Source organism: Planomicrobium soli (assembly GCF_003014655.1).
Lineage (GTDB): Bacteria > Bacillota > Bacilli > Bacillales_A > Planococcaceae > Planococcus > Planococcus soli_B.
The window spans coordinates 1-18,519 of the sequence record NZ_PYAT01000009.1; the positions used below are offsets into that span (position 1 = coordinate 1).

Here is an 18,519-nt window from a genome sequence, read left to right on the forward strand (position 1 = left end):
CAATGAAAACCTGTAAAAGTCGCAAATGGAGCGGAAGGCGGCGACTCCAGCGGGACCAGCGCGAGCCGAAGACCCTGGACAGAGCGAAGCGAAGGAAGCGGCTGAGGCCGTGCCCGCGGAAAGCGTCCGCCTGGAGCGAAATGAAAAAAGCTGCCGAGAGTTTCTCGACAGCCTGAAAAAAAGGACTCGTTAGAGTCCTTTTTTACTTTGGCATACTATCTAGATACTATTTATTGTCACCGTTACTTTGAACAGATCCCCATCAACTTCTATTCTCATGGAGCCGCCGTGCAGTTCAACAATCGATTGCGCAATGGCAAGCCCTAAGCCCGATCCTTCTGTCTGGCGTGAAACATCGCCACGCTTAAAACGCTCAAATAATTCATCCGTGTTGTCCCCCAGTTCGTAGCGGGTGACGTTCTTAATGACAAATTCAGCTTGGCTATCCACTTCATTCAACGAAACGTAAACCCGAGTTCCCGGCAAAGCATACTTGATAGCATTGATGATCAAGTTGTCCAGCACGCGCCACCACTTTTGGCCATCTGCATGGATATAGACCGCTTGTTGGGGTGCACTGATACGAAAATCAAGTCCGGATGCCGCAATGTCTTCCGCATGTTCCGCAAAAGCCTGCGTCATTAATTGGGTAAGATCAAGGCGTGCCCGCTGAAGTTCCATGTTGCCGCTTGCCATTTTCGATACTTCGAACAAATCTTCAATAAGTGTTTTCAAGCGCTGCGATTTCCGGTCGAGAATCGCCACATATGACAAGCGTTCTTCTGTAGATAAATCCGGCGCTTTCATCAAGTCCGTGTAGGTGATGATCGAAGTTAGCGGTGTGCGAAGATCGTGACTGACATTGGTAATCAATTCGGTCTTCAGCCGCTCACTTTTTGCCTGTTCAGACATCGATTGCCGGACGCCTTCTTTCAACAAATTCAATTGGCGTGCGTGGTGGGCCAATGCTGATCTGCCTCGGACCGGAAGCTCTTCATTCAATCGCCCATTTGCAATATTTTCTGTTCCTTGCATTAATACATTTAAATATCCGAAGCGGTTCAGCATGAAAAACAGAACTGGAAGGCCAATAAAAAGCGTCGCTGGAATCCAGACAATTATTAGACCGCCAACGATGAACATTAGAGCTGTACCGAAGCCCCAGAAAAAGATGACAATAAGCAAAACAAGCATCTGGAAGCCGATAGATTTGTTCAAAAATGCTTGCTGTACGTTAACAAGGCTTCGAAACGCAAGGCTTTGCTGAATTTCCGCTTTAAGTGATTGCATATTTTTGTAATATGCTATAAACCAGATAAGCTGTAAAATTGTAAAACCGATAAATACCAAAGCAAGGCTAAGATGCTTGATCAGTCTGATCCAGTTTTGCGCCATATCATCCGACCAGACATATTGGATATCTGTAAATAAGGAGATGGATTCTCCTAGTCCAATCATCAAGGAGATAATAATTATTAAGAAACGAACTTCTATCAATACATCTCCCCACTTTTTATATAAAGGAAGGCTAATAAACCACTTTCTATTGTACTTTAATGTAGTATAAAGCAAGATGCTTCCCGCTATCGCCAATGCCATGAATATATAGAAAATTGTCTTAGCAAAATCGAATCGTTCTATATCCGCTGTATAGATAGATGTTTCAAGAAGTGCCTTATCTATTTGAATGGTCCCCTTAAATCTAGCATCGGAAAATTTCAATTCTTCCGGTACAGAAACATCTAACTCATAGTAGCTGGTATAGGAAGTGCTTAAAGGCTTTGCTTCAGTATAAGTTTCTTCGAAATAAGGATTTTCTTTGAGTGTTCCCTTTGTGAAGGTTTCACCAGTTTCAATATTGGTCAACCTATATACATAGTATGCTGATTCTTTTAAAAATGAAGATTCCAAGCTTCTAGTGTGATTGATGGCTTGAGCCAGTCCCTCTGCACGCTCTTCCTTTATCTTTTCACGCACCACCTCATCGTCCGCAAAGTTATTTGTGATAGCTTCAAGCTTTCTATCCCGCTCTGCAATAAGAATCTCTTCGAGACTTTTATTGTTGGCACTTTGCGCCTCTTCGATGTCAACAGCGTATTGGTCTTGGATGCTTCTATGTTGTTCAGCCAGCGTTCCAAAACGATTGCGGTATTCTTCAATTTCACCAGTGGTCACCGGCCATTCCTTATTTGCAGTCAATGGATCTAGTTTAATTGCAATTAAATAAACTTTAAACCGATTATGGTTCTCTTTAAATTCCACTGTATCAACATAAGATTTCCCGAGGTATTTCGATCCTAGTTCCATGACGCTAAAAAAACAAATTAAAACCAGTGATACAACCCCTAACCAAATCCATTTTTTCATTTTAAGCATCCCCTTGCGTCAGCGTCCGAAGCGCAGCCAGCACATCAGCAGCCGGCGAATAAAACATGATATCCCAGATAAATGAAAAGCAGTAAAGCAAACTGAACAACGCAATAATGACCGCAACAATCGACCATAGATCATTTTTCAATTTTGTAGCCAATTCCCCATACCACCTTTAAGTATCTTGGATTTTTCGGATCTGTTTCGATTTTTTCCCGTATTTTCCGGATATGCACCGCTACGATATTTTCGGCATTGTACGCTGGTTCGTTCCACACTCGTTCGTAAATATCACGTATGGAGAAAACCCGTCCGGCATTTTCCATCAGCAATTCAGTGATTTTAAATTCGATCGGCGTCAACTTGACCGACTCTCCGTGCAAAATAACTTCTTTGGAATCCGCATCCAATACGAGCCCGTCGATTTCCAAACGTTGGCTTTTCTCTTGGTAGGTCCCAAGAGTCACGTATCGTCTAAGTTGAGATTTAACCCGCGCCACCAGTTCCATTGGATGAAACGGCTTTGTAACGTAGTCATCCGCCCCAACGGATAACCCATGAATTTTATCGGAATCCTCCGCTTTTGCACTAAGCATAATGATTGGGATATTCCGCTGCTCCCGGATTTTGAATGTTGCAGAAATGCCGTCCAATTTCGGCATCATGATATCGAGAATAATGACGTGCACTTCATGGGACTCCAACTGCTCAATTGCTTCAAGGCCGTTCGAAGCTTTCAATACCCGGTAGCCTTCATTTTTCAAGTAGATTTCTATTCCGTCCCGGATGTCCTGGTCATCATCAGTCACCAGTACCGTAAATTGACTCATTGTCTACACCTCTTTCGTCTATGTTCTTATTGTATGGGTTAAATCTTAAGCAGAGCTTATGATAAATCTGAAGAAATTCTTAAGAAAAAAAGACAGCGAATCAACTGCTCGCTGCCTTTTTTTCAATAGGCTTTTTCTTTGCAAGTGTCAGAACGACAATCCCGCAAAGCAATAGAAAGACGCCTGTCCAAGCAGTTCCATTCAAGGTTTCTCCTACAACCAGCACTCCAAGCAAAGAGGCAGTCAACGGTTCAGCCAAAGACAACGTGACGGCGGAAGAGGACGGAATTTGCTTTAATCCTTTTGAAAACAGAATATACGAAAGGCCAGTTGCCGCGATGCCCAAATACATAATAACGCCTACGTTTTTTGGAACTTGTATGTATGAGACATCCAAAAACAGCAGAAATGGCAAGAGGAACAGTGCGCTCAAGGAAAAAATCACCGCCACTGCCGGCACTGCTTCCATCGCATGAAGCACGGATTTGCTGACGATGGCATATCCAGCGAAGGACAAACCAGCACCCAATGCCAATAGGACACCAAAGGAATTGATAGTGGCTGATTGTGTATTCGAGAATAGTAAAATGCAGCCGGCAATCGCACAGGACGTAGCAATCATCCATACCCTATCCGGATTTTTCTTCATAAAAGCCCACTCTAGAATCCCTGTAAAAACAGGTGCGCTTCCTATTGCCACTACTGTTCCTACCGCGATGCCTGTAAGCTGAACGGAAGAAAAAAACAAAGGCTGAAACAAGGCCATTGCAGCCGCTGACAACCAGGCGGCTTTCCATGGAATCGTCTTAACGTTTAGCATTTTTGCCCATAAGACAAAAGCCAGCAGCGAAAATCCGCCGATGCTTAACCGAAGTGCACCAATTGTCAAGGGATGCGCAGCGCCTTCGATGAATGTCTGGGAGGTTCCTGTTGTGCCCCAAAGCATTGCCGCCAACAGAACCAGTATGTAAGGTAAAAAATTCACGAGTTACACCTGCCCTTTCCTAATTCATTAAATACCTTACCACGAAATTAATTGTTTGAGACCCAACTTTCTATGAATTATAATAAAGGTAAAAAGAGGAGGCGATCATATGTATATGACAGTCCCGGAAACTGCCGCTTTTCTATCAATGCCCGAGGAACAAGTGACCCGCTATGTGCTCGAAGGCCGTATTCGCGCAGTCCATGACGGTGAACAATACTTGGTCAACACCTCACAGTTTGAGTCGCATTTTTTGCAGTTGGAACAAATCAAACAAGAGCTTGAAGAATGGCGCAATACACCGATTCCAGATGATATTGACATTAAAGACGAAGACTGAAAAGCTGCATCTAAACGAAAAAGCCCATTAGCTGAATTTACTTCAGCTAATGGGCTTTTTCATTTGGGTTAACGCATGGGCTGGGAGACGAACAGTTGATTTAGTTTTCCTTGGATATAACTTCCCCATTTTTCAAACTCGACTAAGAAACCATCATGTCCAAAATTTGTTTCAATAAGCTGCCATTCTGCATTCGGCTGTTCTTTTAGCCATGGCAACATCAATTCCTGCGGATAAAGCAGGTCATGGGTATAGGATAAAGAAAATATTCCCGTTTCCACTTTCGCTCTTCCTACATCATGTGTATTCATCGCTTTTAAGAGCGTTACGTAACTATTGGCGTCGAAACGCTTTGCCAGTTTTTCGCCTTGATAGGATAAGTAAGATTCGACGTTAAATTGTTTGCCGTTATGTTCACGGGCAAAACGGCCGTTAAACAACTGGCTGCTCCGGTATGTAACCATGCCGGCCATACGCGCGATTTGAAACCCTTTTAGCTTGGAAGAATCCTCGTAGTTTCCCCCTTTGAATTCAGCATCCCCTTCAATTGCTTGAACGCCGATGTGGTTGAAAGCAATGCCGTAATCACTGTATGCCGGTGTTACGGCAAGCGGAAAAATAGTATCCACGAAATCCGGGTATAGGCAGCCCCACTCCAAGGTTTTCATGCCGCCAAGCGAACCGCCGATTACGCCAGCCAGATGAGGAATCCCTAATTTTTGCAGCGCTGCGCGCTCTGCCCGTACCATGTCCCGGATCGTCAAAAGAGGAAAAAGAGCCTGATAAGGTTCTCCTGTTTCCGGGTTGATCGACTGCGGACCGGTCGAGCCGTTGCAGCCGCCAAGCACGTTAAACGTGATCACTTGAAAGCTGTTTGTGTCCACGGCTTTTCCCGGACCAATCAATCCGGCCCACCATCCTGGATTTTCCTCTGTCCCGATACTATGTTGGTCTCCGGTCAATGCATGGCACACCAATATTGCCGGTGCCTCCAAATTGCCGCATCGTTCATAAGCAAGCTTTACATCATGCAAAGTCTGATTTGACTCGAGTGTGAAAGAGCCGATAGATACTACAGCCATATCGATCTCCTCCTAGACATTTTCCAAAACCGCTGCTTTGATGGCTTGTTCAAGATCCGCAATCAAGTCGTCGGCGTTTTCCAATCCGACCGACAAACGGATCAGTTCTTCCGTTACGCCGGAGAGCTCCAGTTCTTCTTTTTGCAATTGCTGATGAGTTGTCGAAGCCGGATGGATGATAAGCGATTTTGCGTCACCAACATTGGCTACGTGCGACCACAGGTTCACACTGTCAATAACTTTTCTTCCCGCTTCACGACCGCCTTTCACGCCAAAATTGACGATGGAGCCAAACGTTTCTTTCAAGTACTTTTGTGCAAGGGCGTGAGATGGATGTTCTTCAAAGCCGATATAATTGACCCATTCCACTTGCGGATGTTCCTTTAAAAACTCCGCGACTTTCCTTGCATTGCTGCTGTGTTTCGGCAAACGTAAATGCAATGTTTCAAGGCCTTGCAAAAATGCGTGGGCACTCTCCGGACTTAATGCCGGACCGAAATCACGCAGTAACTGAACGCGGAGTTTGGTCGCAAATGCCGCTTCCGGCACATCAATTCCGTAACGGATGCCATGATAACTTACATCTGGCTCGGTATAGTTCGGGAACCGCGAATTGTTCCAATCAAACTTGCCGGCATCAACTGCGATTCCACCGATTGTCGTTCCGTGTCCGCCAATCCATTTTGTGGCCGAATGGATGACCACATCCGCTCCGAACTCAATCGGATTGCTGCCGTATGGCGAAGCGAAGGTGTTGTCAATCAGGAGCGGAAGTCCGTTCTCGTGCGCAATGTCTGCCACTTTTTCAACATCGAACACATTTAGGCTAGGATTGCCGATGATCTCACCAAACAATGCTTTTGTCTTATCAGTGATGGCTGCGCGAAAGTTTTCCGGATCGGTGGCATCCACAAATTTCACTGTGATGCCGTAGCGAGGCAGCGTATTGGCGAACAGATTATACGTGCCGCCGTACAGATTGCTGTCCGCAACAATTTCATCTCCTGCTTCGGCGATATTCAAAACGGAAAAGGCAATCGCTGCCATGCCCGAAGCGAGTGCCACTGCAGCCGTTCCGCCTTCAAGCAGCGCGACCCGCTGTTCAAAGACATCGACGGTTGGATTCATGATGCGCGAATAGATGTTGCCAGGCTCTTTTAAGCTAAAAAGGTTTTGGGCGTGCTCTGTGTTTTTGAATACGTAGGAAGTTGTCTTGTGGATTGGCACCGCTCGCGCTCCGGTCACTGAATCGGGTTGTTGTCCCCCGTGCAATAAAAGCGTCTCTGGTTTGAAATTCGTCATCATTGATTCCTCCTAAAGTTTTTGTTGATGGATTACAAAGACGAGGAGGGAATAGAAAAAGCCCTCTTCGTTAAGAAGAGGACCGTCATTTACGGAGATACCTCCTCTTATCTGCCAGACCCATTTGCAGGTCTGTAGGATTTAGCACCTTTGCAAGTAAAATTGCTTGCAGGTTGCCGGGCATCGCAGGGCCTATTCCCTCCGCCACTCTTGATAAGAGTATTCAGATTTAGTTTTCCATCATGTGAAGAAGTATAAAAATTCTTTTCTTTTTTGTCAAGTGAAGTAGTTAAAATATTTTGAAACCTCAGGTCTTTTAAAACGTTTATTACTAATAAAGGGGGATTAACATGATCATATGGACCGCAGTTGCACTTATAACAGGTTATTTTATCGGCTCTCTGCATGGATCTTCGATTGCCCAGCTCCTTACTGGAATCAATATTAAAAAAGAAGGCGTTAAAAATTCCGGTGCTTCGAACGCCGCTATTGTGCTTGGCTGGAAATACGGTGTACTCGTCGCTTTTCTTGATATTTTCAAAGGTTTTGCTGCAGTAGCCGGATTGAGGTTTCTGCTTGTGGGCTTCAGTTTATCGGATGAAGTAGTTTGGACCCTGCTGTTCGTTATCGGAGCCGGCGTTGTCTTCGGCCATAACTTTCCTTTCCACATGAATTTTGAGGGCGGAAAAGGAACAGCTGCAGTGATTGGTGTAATGCTTGCGCTTGACTGGAAGCTAGGACTGGCTGGCGGATTGCTGATGGTTGCTGCGGCTTTGACAACTGGCTATATGGTTGTCGGGGTGCTTCTTCTCTATGGCATGTTTATGGCCATAGCCTTTTGGCCAGCTGAAAGCATATGGCCAGTTTTGATGGCCCTGTTGCTATGTGCCATGGCGTTCTGGAAACATCTTGAGAATATTGGACGCATTAAAAACGGCACCGAACCAAAAGTCTCTTCTGTCTTTAAGAAAAAACCGGCTGGCTCTAGCTAAGAGCTGCCGGTTTCGCTTTAGAAAAGCGCTTTCAAGAAAGCAAGAAATAGAGACCTTTAAAACTTTTTTAAAATAGTGCCTTGACTTTTTAGTAAATCACCTCTAAAGTAAAACTCACAAATCAAATACGTACATCACTTTCTTATCCAGAGAAACCGAGGGACAGGCCCTACGACGTTTCGGCAGCGGGTTCGCTTTTAGCGAACACTGTGCTAACTCCTGCAAATGCGTTTTTATGCATTTGGAAGATGAGAATTGAGATGGTTTCATGCCGAAGCCTTCTTTTTTCTTGTGGATAAGAAAAAAGAAGGCTTTTTTTCGTTCTCTTGGAAATGGCCGATGTATAAGATTCACACTGCTTGAGGAGGAAGATTAATGATTCAATTCGAGGGAGTTACCAAGACCTACCAGTCAGGTAAACAAGAAATTCATGCGTTAAACGGTATCGACCTGACAGTGGAAACCGGAGAAATTTTCGGCGTTATCGGTTTTAGTGGAGCTGGGAAAAGCTCACTCATACGGACAGTCAACTTATTGGAACGCCCTACTAAAGGGTCCGTTAAAATACATGGCAAAGACATTTCCACTTTATCCAGCAAAGAAATCCGGACAACCCGCAAAGATATCGGCATGATATTTCAGCATTTCAATTTGCTGAATTCGAAAACGGTTTTCCATAATGTTGCAATGCCGCTCATTTTAGCGAATACACCAAAAGACAAAATTAAAGAACAGGTAAAAAGTTTGCTCGAATTTGTCGGTCTTGCCGATCAGGCTCAGAAATACCCGGATCAATTATCAGGCGGACAAAAACAGCGCATCGGCATTGCCCGTGCTCTTGCTACAAACCCTTCGGTTCTCCTGTGCGATGAAGCAACTTCTGCACTGGATCCCCAAACGACACAATCGATTTTGGATTTACTCCGAAAAATCAATCGTGAATACAACATCACCATTTTGTTGATCACCCATGAGATGGGCGTTATCCGGGAGATATGCGACAAAGTTGCCGTGCTTGAAGCAGGGAAAGTGATTGAACAAGGAAGCGTCTTTGATGTCTTCACCAACCCGCAGCAGCCGACCACTCAACGCTTTGTACGTTCTGTCATGAACGACGAGCTGCCACCGGCATTGATGCAGCAAATACAAGATGCAGGAGGCAATCATTCCATCTATCGCATCCAGTTCCATGGAAATTCGGTTGGACGGCCGCTCATATCTCAGGTATCCCGGGAATTCAATCTTGATCTCAATGTTCTATTCGGCAATATCACCGAGCTTCAGGGCAAGCCTTACGGCAATTTGATTGTTGAATTTATAGGTGACCGCTCGGAAATTAACCGTGCTTTGGCCGCCATCCGCCAGAGCGATGCAACGGTAGAGGAGGCAGAAAACTATGCTAGTTGATAATGAACAGATTTTAGAAGCCCTGTGGGAAACGGTCTACATGACCGGCGTCTCTTTCGCCTTTTCCTTATTAATCGGTTTTCCGCTCGGCATCCTGCTGGTAGTTACGCGAAGAGGCCACTTGCTTCAAAATGAAGCGGTTTTTAAAGTATTGAACGTCATAATCAATATTTTCCGTTCTGTGCCTTTTATCATTTTAATGGTCGCTATTATTCCTTTAACCCGTTTGATAGTTGGAACCTCTATAGGAACTTCAGCAGCAATTGTTCCCCTCGTCTTTTACGCCGGGCCATACATTGCCCGGCTGATCGAGAATTCCTTGCTTGAAGTTGACAAAGGGGTCATTGAAGCCGCCCAAGCGATGGGTGCTTCCCCAGGGCAGATCATTTTCCGTTTCCTTATCCCGGAAGCGCTCAGCTCCCTCGTTTTGGCATTGACGATTGCCATTGTCGGCTTGATCGGAGCATCAGCAATGGCCGGTGCAATCGGCGGAGGCGGCCTCGGCGACTTGGCCATCACCTATGGCTATCAACGCTTTGATACTCTTGTCATGGTATTGACCGTCGCGATACTTGTTGTATTGGTTCAAGGTGTGCAGTCACTCGGAAATATTTTGTCTAAACGTGTACGGCGCAGTTAATTTTTTTATTAAAACAAACTAAATTATTGGAGGAATTACTACATGAAAAAAATTACAGCACTTTTACTTTTGGCTTTAACAGTTTTAATCCTGGCAGCATGCGGGAACAGCGATGAAAGCGGCGCTGAAGGCAACCGGAAGGTCACACTGGGCATCAGCGGTTCCGATACAACAATTTGGGATTACGTCGCCGAAAAAGCGGAAAAAGAAGGAATCGACCTTGAAATTGTCACTTTCTCTGATTATGTAGCTCCAAATATCGCACTTGGTGAAGGCGAACTGGACTTGAATGCCTTCCAGACCATTTCTTATTTTGATGAATTTGTTGCTGAACACAAACTTGATATCGTACCGATCGGCTCGACTGTCATTGCTCCAATGGGTCTGTACTCCGACAAATACGAGTCACTTGAAGAACTTCCAGAAGGCGCTCAAATTGCTTTACCGAACGAAGCGACAAACATGGGCCGTGGCTTATTGCTTCTTCAAGAAGCCGGATTGATCGAATTATCGGAGGACGCTGGTCTTACTGGAACAGCAAAAGACATTACGAAAAACCCGAAAAACATCGAACTTGTTCCAATGATTTCAGGCCAGACACCTCGCGCAATGGCTGATGTTGCAGCTTCTATCATCAATAACGGTATCGCAGTTGATGCAGGCTTGAATCCTACGGAAGATCCGATTGCCCGTGAAAGCGCAACAGCAAAACCATATATTAACTTGATCGCTGCCAGCAAAGAAAACGCAGATGACCCTGATTTCTTGAAAATTGTAGAACTATACCAACAAGACGATACAAAGGACTTTATCATTGAGCATACAAAAGGCGCTCAAATCCCAACATTTGTTTCTGTAGAAGAATTAGTCGACTACCAATAATATTCGAGGAGGAAACCCAGTGACAGCAATTAAAGAAGCGGCCCAAACTATTTCCCAGTCAATCGAATCAAGACGCGCAGAATATATCGCGACTAGCCAAGCTATCCATGCAAAACCGGAAATCGGCAACGAAGAAGTTTTTGCCAGCGCTACGCTGGTCGAATTGCTTGAAGATGCAGGTTTTTCAGTAGAAACGGCAGTAGCTGGACACGAAACGTCCTTTTTTGCCAGCAAAGAAAGCCCTTTGCCAGGTCCGACCATTGCTTATCTGGCTGAGTACGACGCCCTACCGAAAATCGGCCACGCATGCGGCCATAACATTATCGGTACGACGAGTGTCGCAGCTGCCATTGCGCTTGCTGAAACATTCTCTGCCACTGGTGGACGCGTCGTTGTTCTTGGCACTCCCGCCGAAGAAGGCGGCCCGAATGGCAGTGCAAAAGGCAGTTTCGTAAAACACGGCCTTCTTGAAGGCATTGATGCAGCGTTGATGATCCATCCATCCGGAAAATCGGCGATCACCGGCCCTTCTCTTGCTGTCGACCCTCTTGATTTTCATTTTTATGGCAAACCGGCCCATGCCGCTGCATCACCGGAAGAAGGCATTAACGCACTTGATGCAGTCATTCAACTGTTCAATGGCGTCAATGCCCTGCGCCAGCAATTGCCGTCTGATGCACGCGTCCATGGCATTATTACGCACGGCGGAGATGCACCAAATATCATTCCGGAATATGCATCTGCCCGCTTCTTCATCCGTGGCGATTCCTGGAAGAAAACCGCTGACACCGCCCGAAAAATCCGGGCTATTGCTGAAGGTGCAGCACTAGCTACAGGAGCAACCGTAAAAATCGAACGTTTTCAAAATGAAGTGAAAGACCTTGTATTGACGGATGCCCTTGACGCCATTATCCGTGAAGAACTGCAAAGTGCCGGCGAAGAAGTCGCTCTTTCCCGATCAACTGGCCTCGGTTCGACAGATGCCGGCAACATCAGTTATGAAGTGCCAACAGCCCACCCGTATATTAAAATTGGCCCGGATAATCTGGTTGCCCATACTGTAGAATTCCGTGAAGCTGCAAATTCGGAGGCCGGCAATGAAGCATTGATCAAAGGCGCGAAGGCGCTAGCCAATACCGGTTACCGCTTATTGACGGATTCTGCGTTGTTAGCAGAAGTGAAAAGATCACACGCGCAAGCATTAAAAGAAAAAGCACAATAAAGCCAATCAGAAGCAGTGTTCCGTTGTTCGGAACACTGCTTTTTTATGTATAAAATCGTCTCTGCGTATTTTTTGTGCATATTTTAGTCTCAATAAAGCATAGTTTAACTTTTATGACACATATCCTGACCTTTACAATGCATATTTCCAAAATTCATTCTTTTCATGCTAAAATATGAGTAATACATATACTAGGAGGATTCATTCATGCTTGAAACGTTAATTGAACGTCTTGTGCGCTATGCTAAAATCGATACACAATCTGATTTCACAAGTACTTCTACACCATCAACTCCCGGGCAGTGGGATTTGCTGCATGAATTGGAACGCGAAATGAAAGCTATCGGCCTTGAAGAAGTCGGAATGGACGAACACGGCTACTTGTTTGGTACGCTGCCTTCCAATACCGATAAGGAACTGCCAGTAATCGGATTTTTAGCTCATGTTGACACGGCAACGGATTTTACCGGCAAAAACGTCAATCCTCAACGAGTCGAAAATTATGATGGCAACGATATTGCTTTGAGTGATACGGTCATTATGTCCCCTGATGATTTTCCGGCGCTAAAAAATTACGTCGGCCATACGCTGATCACGACAGACGGTACAACACTGCTAGGTGCTGACAATAAAGCCGGCATTGCCGAAATCATGACAGCGATGGAATACTTGGTTCAGCACCCAGAAATCACGCACGGAAAAATACGCGTAGCTTTCACTCCTGATGAAGAAATTGGAAAAGGACCGCACAAATTTGATGTCGCAAAATTCGGCGCCGACTTTGCCTATACAATGGACGGCGGTCCACTTGGCGAATTGCAATACGAAAGCTTTAACGCCGCAGCAGCAAAACTGACGGTCCAAGGCAAAAGCGTGCACCCTGGTTCTTCCAAAAATAAAATGGTCAATGCTTCTACAGTGGCTATCCGCTTTCAACAGGAAATGCCAAAAAGCGAAGTGCCTGAACTAACTGAAGACTATGAAGGGTTCATTCACCTGAACAGCTTCCATGGCGATGTCGAAAAAGCCGAATTATCCTATATTATCCGCTATTTCGATAAAGACGAATTTGAAGCGAAAAAAGCTTATATGCAACAAGTGGCTGAAAAACTGCAGAGCGAATATGGCGCTGGTGCCATTAACTTGGAAATAGAAGACCAATATTATAATATGCGTGAAAAAATCGAGCCGGTCATGGAAATTGTCGACTCAGCAGAAACTGCACTAAAAACACTCGGTATCGAGCCAAATATTGTTCCTGTTCGGGGCGGTACAGATGGATCTCAACTGTCTTATATGGGCATGCCGACACCTAATATTTTTACCGGCGGTGAAAACTACCACGGAAAATACGAGTTCATTTCCGCAGAAAATATGGAAAAAGCCACTCAGGTCATTGTGGAAATCGTTAGATCGATGGAACAAAAATAGAAATTCCTCTGCTCGAAAGCAGTATAACGCAAAAAAGGTTCGTTTAACTTCTGAAGTTAAACGAACCTTTTTTAAATGATGCTCCGCCCATTTTGAGCTAAAGCATAATGAATGCCATGCTGCAAAGTCTGGAAACAATTGAATTTCGATAAATTGATGCCGGATTCAGCAATGACCATGCTCATTTGCGGCGAAATACCGACCAAAATTGTGGACGTTCCAATCAACGAAGCAGTGGCTCCCAGCTTATCTATCAGACTGGCTGCATGCTCAGTAAACCGGTTGTTGAGCCCCGTTAAATCCAGGACCAAATATTTCGCTTTATGAGTCGGTAAGTTCTGCAAAGTTTTTACAAGTAATTCTTCCGCACGGTTTTCGTCATAAGTACCTAATAGCGGCACAACAACAATATCCTCCAGCACCGGAATAATCGGCGAAGAAATCTCTTTGATCAGCTCGCTTAGCTCAGCTGTTTTTTCTTCTACTAAGTTTTCCAATTGACGAATTTGTTCCGCTTCTTTTGAGCGGGCGAGCCGATGAATATTTCTTTCGACATTTTCCTCAGACGGGAAATATTGAATCCGTGTTTCGTTATATCCTTCAATCTGATGATGAACCACTTTATACCAAATATTGCGCCCTAAAAGCTTCGTGAAAATTCCCGCATAATGCGCTGGCAAGAAATTACCACCGACTTTTTTCCCTTGTGCTACATTGATCTTATGTTCCCAGCTATTGCTCAAATGAACTTCAAGCGTGCCTACTTCCGTGTTCAAATCACAAATTTCAGCTAATCCCCAACCAGCAGAAGCATATGTATTCGTTATCAATCCAGCAGCTGTTGCTACATCAACATCTTTTTTATCCGCAAAATATTCGCCAACTACCAATCCTTGGCGAAACCCGGTTGTTTCCAGCACAACGCCTGCCGCTTCTTCCCCAGAAATTTCTTCTACTGAATCAAAGAACATTTTCATGGCAGTTGAAGTCCAAAAAAGGACAGAATCCTGGCCTTCAAATTGGAATTTCCCTTTATCTAAATCCCAGTTGAATTGCAAGCCCCCTACAGTAATCGAAGGTTTTTTCCCCATGACGCAACTCCTCTCATTCAATAGTTTTATCTTATCATAGTCTTTCTGCTAGTAGCTATTGTCACGATTTACTGAGAAACGGAAGACCCTAGATTGCTCTTGAAACTTTCGATGACATTCACTCATGTTTTAAATCACGTCAAAAAAGGAATATACCAGTAACATCAAAAGAAAGAGGTGCTTGATCAATGACGAACAATCATCCCGGTGATGACAAGCGTGAAAAAAAAGCAGTTCCTTCCACGGATAATCCCGAACAATTTACTACTGATAACCAAAGCATACTCGATATGTTTGAAGAAGAACAAAATGTGGATAGCATTCCATTAGAAGATTTAAAACAAGACATGCGAGATGAAGCGAACCCACGTTCAACAAAAGAAAATTCAGCCAGCGAGGAAAAATATCCGGATTGATATTGGATGGACAAGAGCTTTCATCAAAAGAACCGCATGAATAGTTCCATACGGTTCTTTTTAATTTGAATACAATCAATCATTTCAAAGGAGAGATAGGAATGAATCAAACAGAATTAAAAAACAATGCATTAAAAATTTTAGAAGAAAGCCACGTAGGAACGTTGGCGACAGTAAAAGACAATAAGCCTCATTCCCGTTACATGACATTCTTTAATGATGAATTCACCTTGTATACGGCTACCAGCAAACAAACTCAAAAAGTCGATGAGATTGAAGACAATCCTCATGTTCACATTCTTTTGGGTTATGAAGGCCAAGGTGTCGGAGATGCTTTCCTGGAAATTGAAGGTGAAATGAGTGTTCATGATGAACAAAGCATGATTGATAAAGTATGGAACGATGCATTAAGAGGCTGGTTCTCGGGACCGGATGATCCGAACTTGGTCATTTTGGCTATCAAACCGAACCGTGTCCGTCTCATTAACAAAAAAGGCGAAGAGCCGCAAACGATCGAATTGCAATAATATAAGCGCTAACATTGGAAAGCAAAAAAAGGGTCTGCCACTTTGGCAGACCCTTTTTCTATTTCATCTTTCGCAATAAATAAAGTAAGTAAGGCGTTCCAATCAATGCAACAATCAGGCCGCTTGGAATATCTTTCGGCGCAATGAGAATGCGGCCGATAAAGTCAGCGGTAACCAATAGCAAGCCGCCAAGCAAACCCGAAGCCAGCATGAGCGGCAAATGGCGAAAGCCGACCAATCGGCGCGCGATATGCGGAGCCACCAGCCCGATAAAGCCGATAGTTCCGACAACCGATACAGCAACCGTTGAAATGGCAACACCAATGATCAATGCCCATACACGCGTCGACCGGATGTTCAGGCCAAGCCCTGCCGCTATATCGTCACCAAATGTCAGGGTATCCAAACTTCGCGTGATGTAAATAGCAGGCCCGATAAATAAGACGAATAATATAAGCGCAAACTGGACATCTTCCCAGCCTTTTCCGTAGGTACTCCCTGATAACCAGACAAGTGCGCTTGCCACCGCCAATTTCGCTTTTACCACAAAGACTTGGGTAGCTGCGGAACCAAAGGCCGAAATGGCAATGCCCATCAAAGCAACAAGCATCGGCTGGAAATTATTTTTCCAAGCTGTCACTAATATGATGCCCAGGGCCAGGACCGCACCAAATGTTGCGCCGAGCGGCAAAAAGGCAGAAGGAATTCCAGGAAATACGACGAGCAGAAGCATTGCGCCTGCTCCAGCCATAGAAGTGACTCCTAGTACGCTTGAATCGGCCAGAGGATTGCGGAGCACCCCTTGTAAAATCACTCCAGTGATTGCCAGCATGATGCCGACGAGAAATGCAGTCAATACCCGCGGCACCCGGAAATTCCAGACAACCGGTTTCATCCATTCAAACGACCATTCCAAACCATTGAAGCTTAGTGCCAGCGTAATAACTACAGCAATTATCCCTACCAAAAGAGGCAGCAGCAGCTTTAAACGAATCGGCTTTGTAGTGCCTCCCATTTGGCGATCGCCGCGTTTCAGTGATTTCGCCGTTTTCCAGGCGAGGAATAACAGCCAAGGTCCGCCAATAAGGGCAGTCATGGCGCCAACAGGTACTTCTTGTCCCGGTTGAATAAGCCGGCCGAGCACATCCGCTCCTATCAGCATGACACTTCCCCACAAAAAGGAATGAATGAAAATCGGCAAATGTCCGCGGATTCCCATCATCCGGACAATATGCGGTGCCATTAGTCCGATAAAGCCTATTGGGCCGACAACACTTACTGTTGTTGCAGCAAGCACAATGGCAACTCCCCACGCGAAAAGCTTGACGAGTCGAACATTTTGCCCAAGCGACGAAGCAATATCCTCACCCAGAGATAGCACATCCATAGATTTTGCCAGCAATAAAGACGCAATCAAAAAAATGGCAACAACCGGCGCCGCAAATTGCACGCCTTGCCAATTCAATTGAACAAGCGTTCCCGATCCCCATAGAAAGAGGCCATTCGTCTGGTTCTCAAATAGCAATTGCATTGCTCCTGTTATGGAAGAAAACAAGAGTGAAATAATCATTCCAGTAAGCGCCACCCGAACCGGATCCATTTGCTTTCCGGAAAGTCCAACGACTAAAAGAGAAGAAAGCACTGCCCCAAGAAGTGCTGTAAGAAATGGAAATTGTCCCAAGAATGATGGAAAGAATATAACCGATACAACAACGAAGAAAAATGCGCCGGCGTTTATTCCCAAAGTTCCCGGAGAAGCAAGCGGATTGTTTGTCAATGTCTGCAGAACTGAGCCGGAAACCGCCAGTGCCCCACCAACCAATAATCCGATAGCGAGCCGCGGCATCCGGAGACTCAAGACAATGTCCTGAATCCTGCCTTCTGACCATACCCCATTTAAAAGCTCAGTTACTGTGTAATCAGCCTGCCCTTGCGTCAAATGGATAAGGGATAACGCAAAAAGCAGGAAAAAGCCCCCTGCCAAAGAGGCAAAGGACTTGCGTTTAAGTTTTCCTTGCATTAGTTATTCACCATTACTTCTGTAATTTGGTTCATAAGCGTTTTCGCTGATAATGGGCCGCCATATAACCAAGTAGCGGGACCTAAATCATACGTGCGCCCTTCTTCCACAAACGCCAAGTTTTCCCAGACTTTATTGCCTTTTAATTGGTTTTCGTAAATGTTGTCTTCATCCGGCACCGTGTACAGGTAGTTGGCATCTTCATATTTCACTAAGCCTTCTACGTTGAATGTACTGGAGCCGAAAACCTCAAACTGGTCCGGTTGATGGACATTGTTCAAACCGATGCGCTCCAGGATGATCGAAGCCATGGAATTTGGCGTAAAGACGCGAATTTCCGGAGCTTGAGGCCCTGTATAAGCCAATGTCAAGATAACGTCTTTGGTCTTTAGATTAGCCGCTTCAATTTCTGCTGCTTTTTCTTCATAATCACTTTCCAAATCAGCCAGCACTTTATCGGCTTCCGCTGTTTTATCAACCGCTTTTGCAATTTCTTTAAATGTCGTTTCCATTTCTTGATAAAGATCGATGCTTTCATCTTCTGGGTATGGATTAAAAATAACGGTTGGCGCTATTTTTTCAAGGTCCGCTAACATGGCGTCATGGCGGAAACTAACGCCGATGATTAAATCCGGCTCAAGAGCAGCAATCGCTTCCAAGTTGGGTTCTTGACGCCCGCCCACGTCAGCGACAGTATCATCTAATTGCGGTTCGATATTGACATAGTTTCCATACTCTTCGATATCAGCCATACCAGCTGGCTGAACCCCTACCGCTAACAAGTCTTCGGCATAAGTCCATTCAAGCGCAACGACTTTTTTAGCCGGCGCATCCAAAGTCACTTCTCCATTTGTTCCAGTAATCGTAACCGGTTCTGCTGTTGTTTCTGTCGTTGCTGATTCTTCGCCTGCTGAGGAACATCCAGCAAGAACAAGCATTAACATAGCTACTAAAAATAGAATGCGTTGTTTCATAATCTTTA

General features: G+C 44.9%; 18 protein-coding genes and 2 riboswitches. Of the genes, 9 read left to right on the top strand and 9 right to left on the bottom strand.

All coding sequences use genetic code 11. The annotated features are described in order from the left end of the window. Window positions 1-219: 219 nt before the first annotated feature. The 4 genes from B0H99_RS12020 to B0H99_RS12030 all read right to left on the bottom strand — a co-directional run bounded on the left by B0H99_RS12020 (window position 220) and on the right by B0H99_RS12030 (window position 4,185). Window positions 220-2,367 (bottom strand): sensor histidine kinase, encoded by a 2,148-nt coding sequence (locus B0H99_RS12020; RefSeq protein ID WP_181313660.1) that lies wholly within the window; start codon window positions 2,365-2,367, stop codon window positions 220-222. A gap of 1 nt (window position 2,368) precedes the next feature. Then, window positions 2,369-2,530, bottom strand: a complete 162-nt coding sequence (locus tag B0H99_RS17860) for a hypothetical protein (protein WP_181313661.1) — start codon at window positions 2,528-2,530, stop codon at window positions 2,369-2,371. Continuing rightward, on the bottom strand, window positions 2,508-3,200 hold the full coding sequence (locus B0H99_RS12025) for a response regulator transcription factor (RefSeq protein ID WP_106533928.1): 693 nt from the start codon (window positions 3,198-3,200) through the stop codon (window positions 2,508-2,510). The genes B0H99_RS17860 and B0H99_RS12025 overlap by 23 nt, the downstream gene beginning before the upstream one ends. Window positions 3,201-3,300: 100 nt before the next feature. Then, window positions 3,301-4,185, bottom strand: coding sequence for a DMT family transporter (locus B0H99_RS12030; RefSeq protein WP_106533929.1), 885 nt, complete (start codon window positions 4,183-4,185; stop codon window positions 3,301-3,303). 109 nt (window positions 4,186-4,294) lie between these two features. Between B0H99_RS12030 and B0H99_RS12035 the strand changes: the two genes are divergently transcribed. Continuing rightward, window positions 4,295-4,525, top strand: coding sequence for a helix-turn-helix domain-containing protein (locus B0H99_RS12035; protein ID WP_106533930.1), 231 nt, complete (start codon window positions 4,295-4,297; stop codon window positions 4,523-4,525). A gap of 68 nt (window positions 4,526-4,593) precedes the next feature. Here B0H99_RS12035 and metX read toward each other — a convergent pair whose 3' ends face one another. Together metX and B0H99_RS12045 are read right to left on the bottom strand one after the other, a co-directional pair. Then, window positions 4,594-5,607 (bottom strand): homoserine O-acetyltransferase MetX, encoded by a 1,014-nt coding sequence (metX, locus tag B0H99_RS12040; RefSeq protein WP_106533931.1) that lies wholly within the window; start codon window positions 5,605-5,607, stop codon window positions 4,594-4,596. Between the two features lie 12 nt (window positions 5,608-5,619). Further along, window positions 5,620-6,909 carry an O-acetylhomoserine aminocarboxypropyltransferase/cysteine synthase family protein gene (locus B0H99_RS12045; protein ID WP_106533932.1) on the bottom strand — a complete coding sequence of 430 codons (1,290 nt, stop codon included), beginning with the start codon at window positions 6,907-6,909 and terminating at the stop codon, window positions 5,620-5,622. Between the two features lie 104 nt (window positions 6,910-7,013). Then, a riboswitch (SAM riboswitch) is annotated at window positions 7,014-7,129 on the bottom strand. 130 nt (window positions 7,130-7,259) lie between these two features. On the opposite strand from B0H99_RS12045, the gene B0H99_RS12050 reads away from it, so the two are divergent. From B0H99_RS12050 to pepT, 6 genes are all read left to right on the top strand, one after another. Then, window positions 7,260-7,901 carry a glycerol-3-phosphate acyltransferase gene (locus B0H99_RS12050; RefSeq protein ID WP_106533933.1) on the top strand — a complete coding sequence of 214 codons (642 nt, stop codon included), beginning with the start codon at window positions 7,260-7,262 and terminating at the stop codon, window positions 7,899-7,901. 139 nt (window positions 7,902-8,040) lie between these two features. Beyond that, window positions 8,041-8,156: riboswitch (SAM riboswitch) on the top strand. Window positions 8,157-8,276: 120 nt separating this feature from the next. Continuing rightward, complete coding sequence (locus B0H99_RS12055; RefSeq protein ID WP_106533934.1) at window positions 8,277-9,308, top strand: methionine ABC transporter ATP-binding protein; 1,032 nt, start codon at window positions 8,277-8,279, stop codon at window positions 9,306-9,308. Beyond that, on the top strand, window positions 9,298-9,948 hold the full coding sequence (locus B0H99_RS12060) for a methionine ABC transporter permease (protein ID WP_106533935.1): 651 nt from the start codon (window positions 9,298-9,300) through the stop codon (window positions 9,946-9,948). Before B0H99_RS12055 ends, B0H99_RS12060 begins: the two co-directional genes overlap by 11 nt. Before the next feature lie 42 nt (window positions 9,949-9,990). After that, window positions 9,991-10,830, top strand: coding sequence for a MetQ/NlpA family ABC transporter substrate-binding protein (locus B0H99_RS12065; protein ID WP_106533936.1), 840 nt, complete (start codon window positions 9,991-9,993; stop codon window positions 10,828-10,830). Between the two features lie 19 nt (window positions 10,831-10,849). Further along, window positions 10,850-12,052: a M20 family metallopeptidase gene (locus B0H99_RS12070; protein WP_106533937.1), complete on the top strand. Its 1,203-nt coding sequence runs from the start codon at window positions 10,850-10,852 to the stop codon at window positions 12,050-12,052. Between the two features lie 207 nt (window positions 12,053-12,259). Beyond that, window positions 12,260-13,483: a peptidase T gene (gene pepT / locus B0H99_RS12075; RefSeq protein WP_106533938.1), complete on the top strand. Its 1,224-nt coding sequence runs from the start codon at window positions 12,260-12,262 to the stop codon at window positions 13,481-13,483. 71 nt (window positions 13,484-13,554) lie between these two features. Here the strand turns inward: pepT and B0H99_RS12080 are convergent, their stop codons facing one another. Beyond that, window positions 13,555-14,574, bottom strand: a complete 1,020-nt coding sequence (locus B0H99_RS12080; protein WP_106533939.1) for an STAS domain-containing protein — start codon at window positions 14,572-14,574, stop codon at window positions 13,555-13,557. A 188-nt stretch (window positions 14,575-14,762) separates the two neighbouring features. Here B0H99_RS12080 and B0H99_RS12085 point away from each other — a divergent pair, with 188 nt between their 5' ends. Both B0H99_RS12085 and B0H99_RS12090 read left to right on the top strand, forming a co-directional pair. Next, complete coding sequence (locus tag B0H99_RS12085) at window positions 14,763-14,990, top strand: hypothetical protein (RefSeq protein WP_106533940.1); 228 nt, start codon at window positions 14,763-14,765, stop codon at window positions 14,988-14,990. A 101-nt stretch (window positions 14,991-15,091) separates the two neighbouring features. After that, window positions 15,092-15,517: a pyridoxamine 5'-phosphate oxidase family protein gene (locus B0H99_RS12090; protein ID WP_106533941.1), complete on the top strand. Its 426-nt coding sequence runs from the start codon at window positions 15,092-15,094 to the stop codon at window positions 15,515-15,517. A 58-nt stretch (window positions 15,518-15,575) separates the two neighbouring features. Here B0H99_RS12090 and B0H99_RS12095 read toward each other — a convergent pair whose 3' ends face one another. Both B0H99_RS12095 and B0H99_RS12100 read right to left on the bottom strand, forming a co-directional pair. After that, window positions 15,576-17,537, bottom strand: a complete 1,962-nt coding sequence (locus tag B0H99_RS12095; RefSeq protein ID WP_106533942.1) for an iron ABC transporter permease — start codon at window positions 17,535-17,537, stop codon at window positions 15,576-15,578. Further along, on the bottom strand, window positions 17,537-18,511 hold the full coding sequence (locus B0H99_RS12100; protein WP_106533943.1) for an ABC transporter substrate-binding protein: 975 nt from the start codon (window positions 18,509-18,511) through the stop codon (window positions 17,537-17,539). Before B0H99_RS12100 ends, B0H99_RS12095 begins: the two co-directional genes overlap by 1 nt. Window positions 18,512-18,519: the final 8 nt, after the last annotated feature.

Excerpts from the sequence above, each read along its gene's own strand:
- B0H99_RS12020 (WP_181313660.1), bottom strand. The coding sequence starts at position 2,367 with ATGAAAAAATGGATTTGGTTAGGGGTTGTATCACTGGTTTTAATTTGT.
- B0H99_RS12025 (WP_106533928.1), bottom strand. The coding sequence starts at position 3,200 with ATGAGTCAATTTACGGTACTGGTGACTGATGATGACCAGGACATCCGG.
- B0H99_RS12035 (WP_106533930.1), top strand. The coding sequence starts at position 4,295 with ATGTATATGACAGTCCCGGAAACTGCCGCTTTTCTATCAATGCCCGAG.
- metX (WP_106533931.1), bottom strand. The coding sequence starts at position 5,607 with ATGGCTGTAGTATCTATCGGCTCTTTCACACTCGAGTCAAATCAGACT.
- B0H99_RS12045 (WP_106533932.1), bottom strand. The coding sequence starts at position 6,909 with ATGACGAATTTCAAACCAGAGACGCTTTTATTGCACGGGGGACAACAA.
- B0H99_RS12050 (WP_106533933.1), top strand. The coding sequence starts at position 7,260 with ATGATCATATGGACCGCAGTTGCACTTATAACAGGTTATTTTATCGGC.
- B0H99_RS12055 (WP_106533934.1), top strand. The coding sequence starts at position 8,277 with ATGATTCAATTCGAGGGAGTTACCAAGACCTACCAGTCAGGTAAACAA.
- B0H99_RS12060 (WP_106533935.1), top strand. The coding sequence starts at position 9,298 with ATGCTAGTTGATAATGAACAGATTTTAGAAGCCCTGTGGGAAACGGTC.
- B0H99_RS12065 (WP_106533936.1), top strand. The coding sequence starts at position 9,991 with ATGAAAAAAATTACAGCACTTTTACTTTTGGCTTTAACAGTTTTAATC.
- pepT (WP_106533938.1), top strand. The coding sequence starts at position 12,260 with ATGCTTGAAACGTTAATTGAACGTCTTGTGCGCTATGCTAAAATCGAT.
- B0H99_RS12080 (WP_106533939.1), bottom strand. The coding sequence starts at position 14,574 with ATGGGGAAAAAACCTTCGATTACTGTAGGGGGCTTGCAATTCAACTGG.
- B0H99_RS12085 (WP_106533940.1), top strand. The coding sequence starts at position 14,763 with ATGACGAACAATCATCCCGGTGATGACAAGCGTGAAAAAAAAGCAGTT.
- B0H99_RS12090 (WP_106533941.1), top strand. The coding sequence starts at position 15,092 with ATGAATCAAACAGAATTAAAAAACAATGCATTAAAAATTTTAGAAGAA.
- B0H99_RS12095 (WP_106533942.1), bottom strand. The coding sequence starts at position 17,537 with ATGCAAGGAAAACTTAAACGCAAGTCCTTTGCCTCTTTGGCAGGGGGC.
- B0H99_RS12100 (WP_106533943.1), bottom strand. The coding sequence starts at position 18,511 with ATGAAACAACGCATTCTATTTTTAGTAGCTATGTTAATGCTTGTTCTT.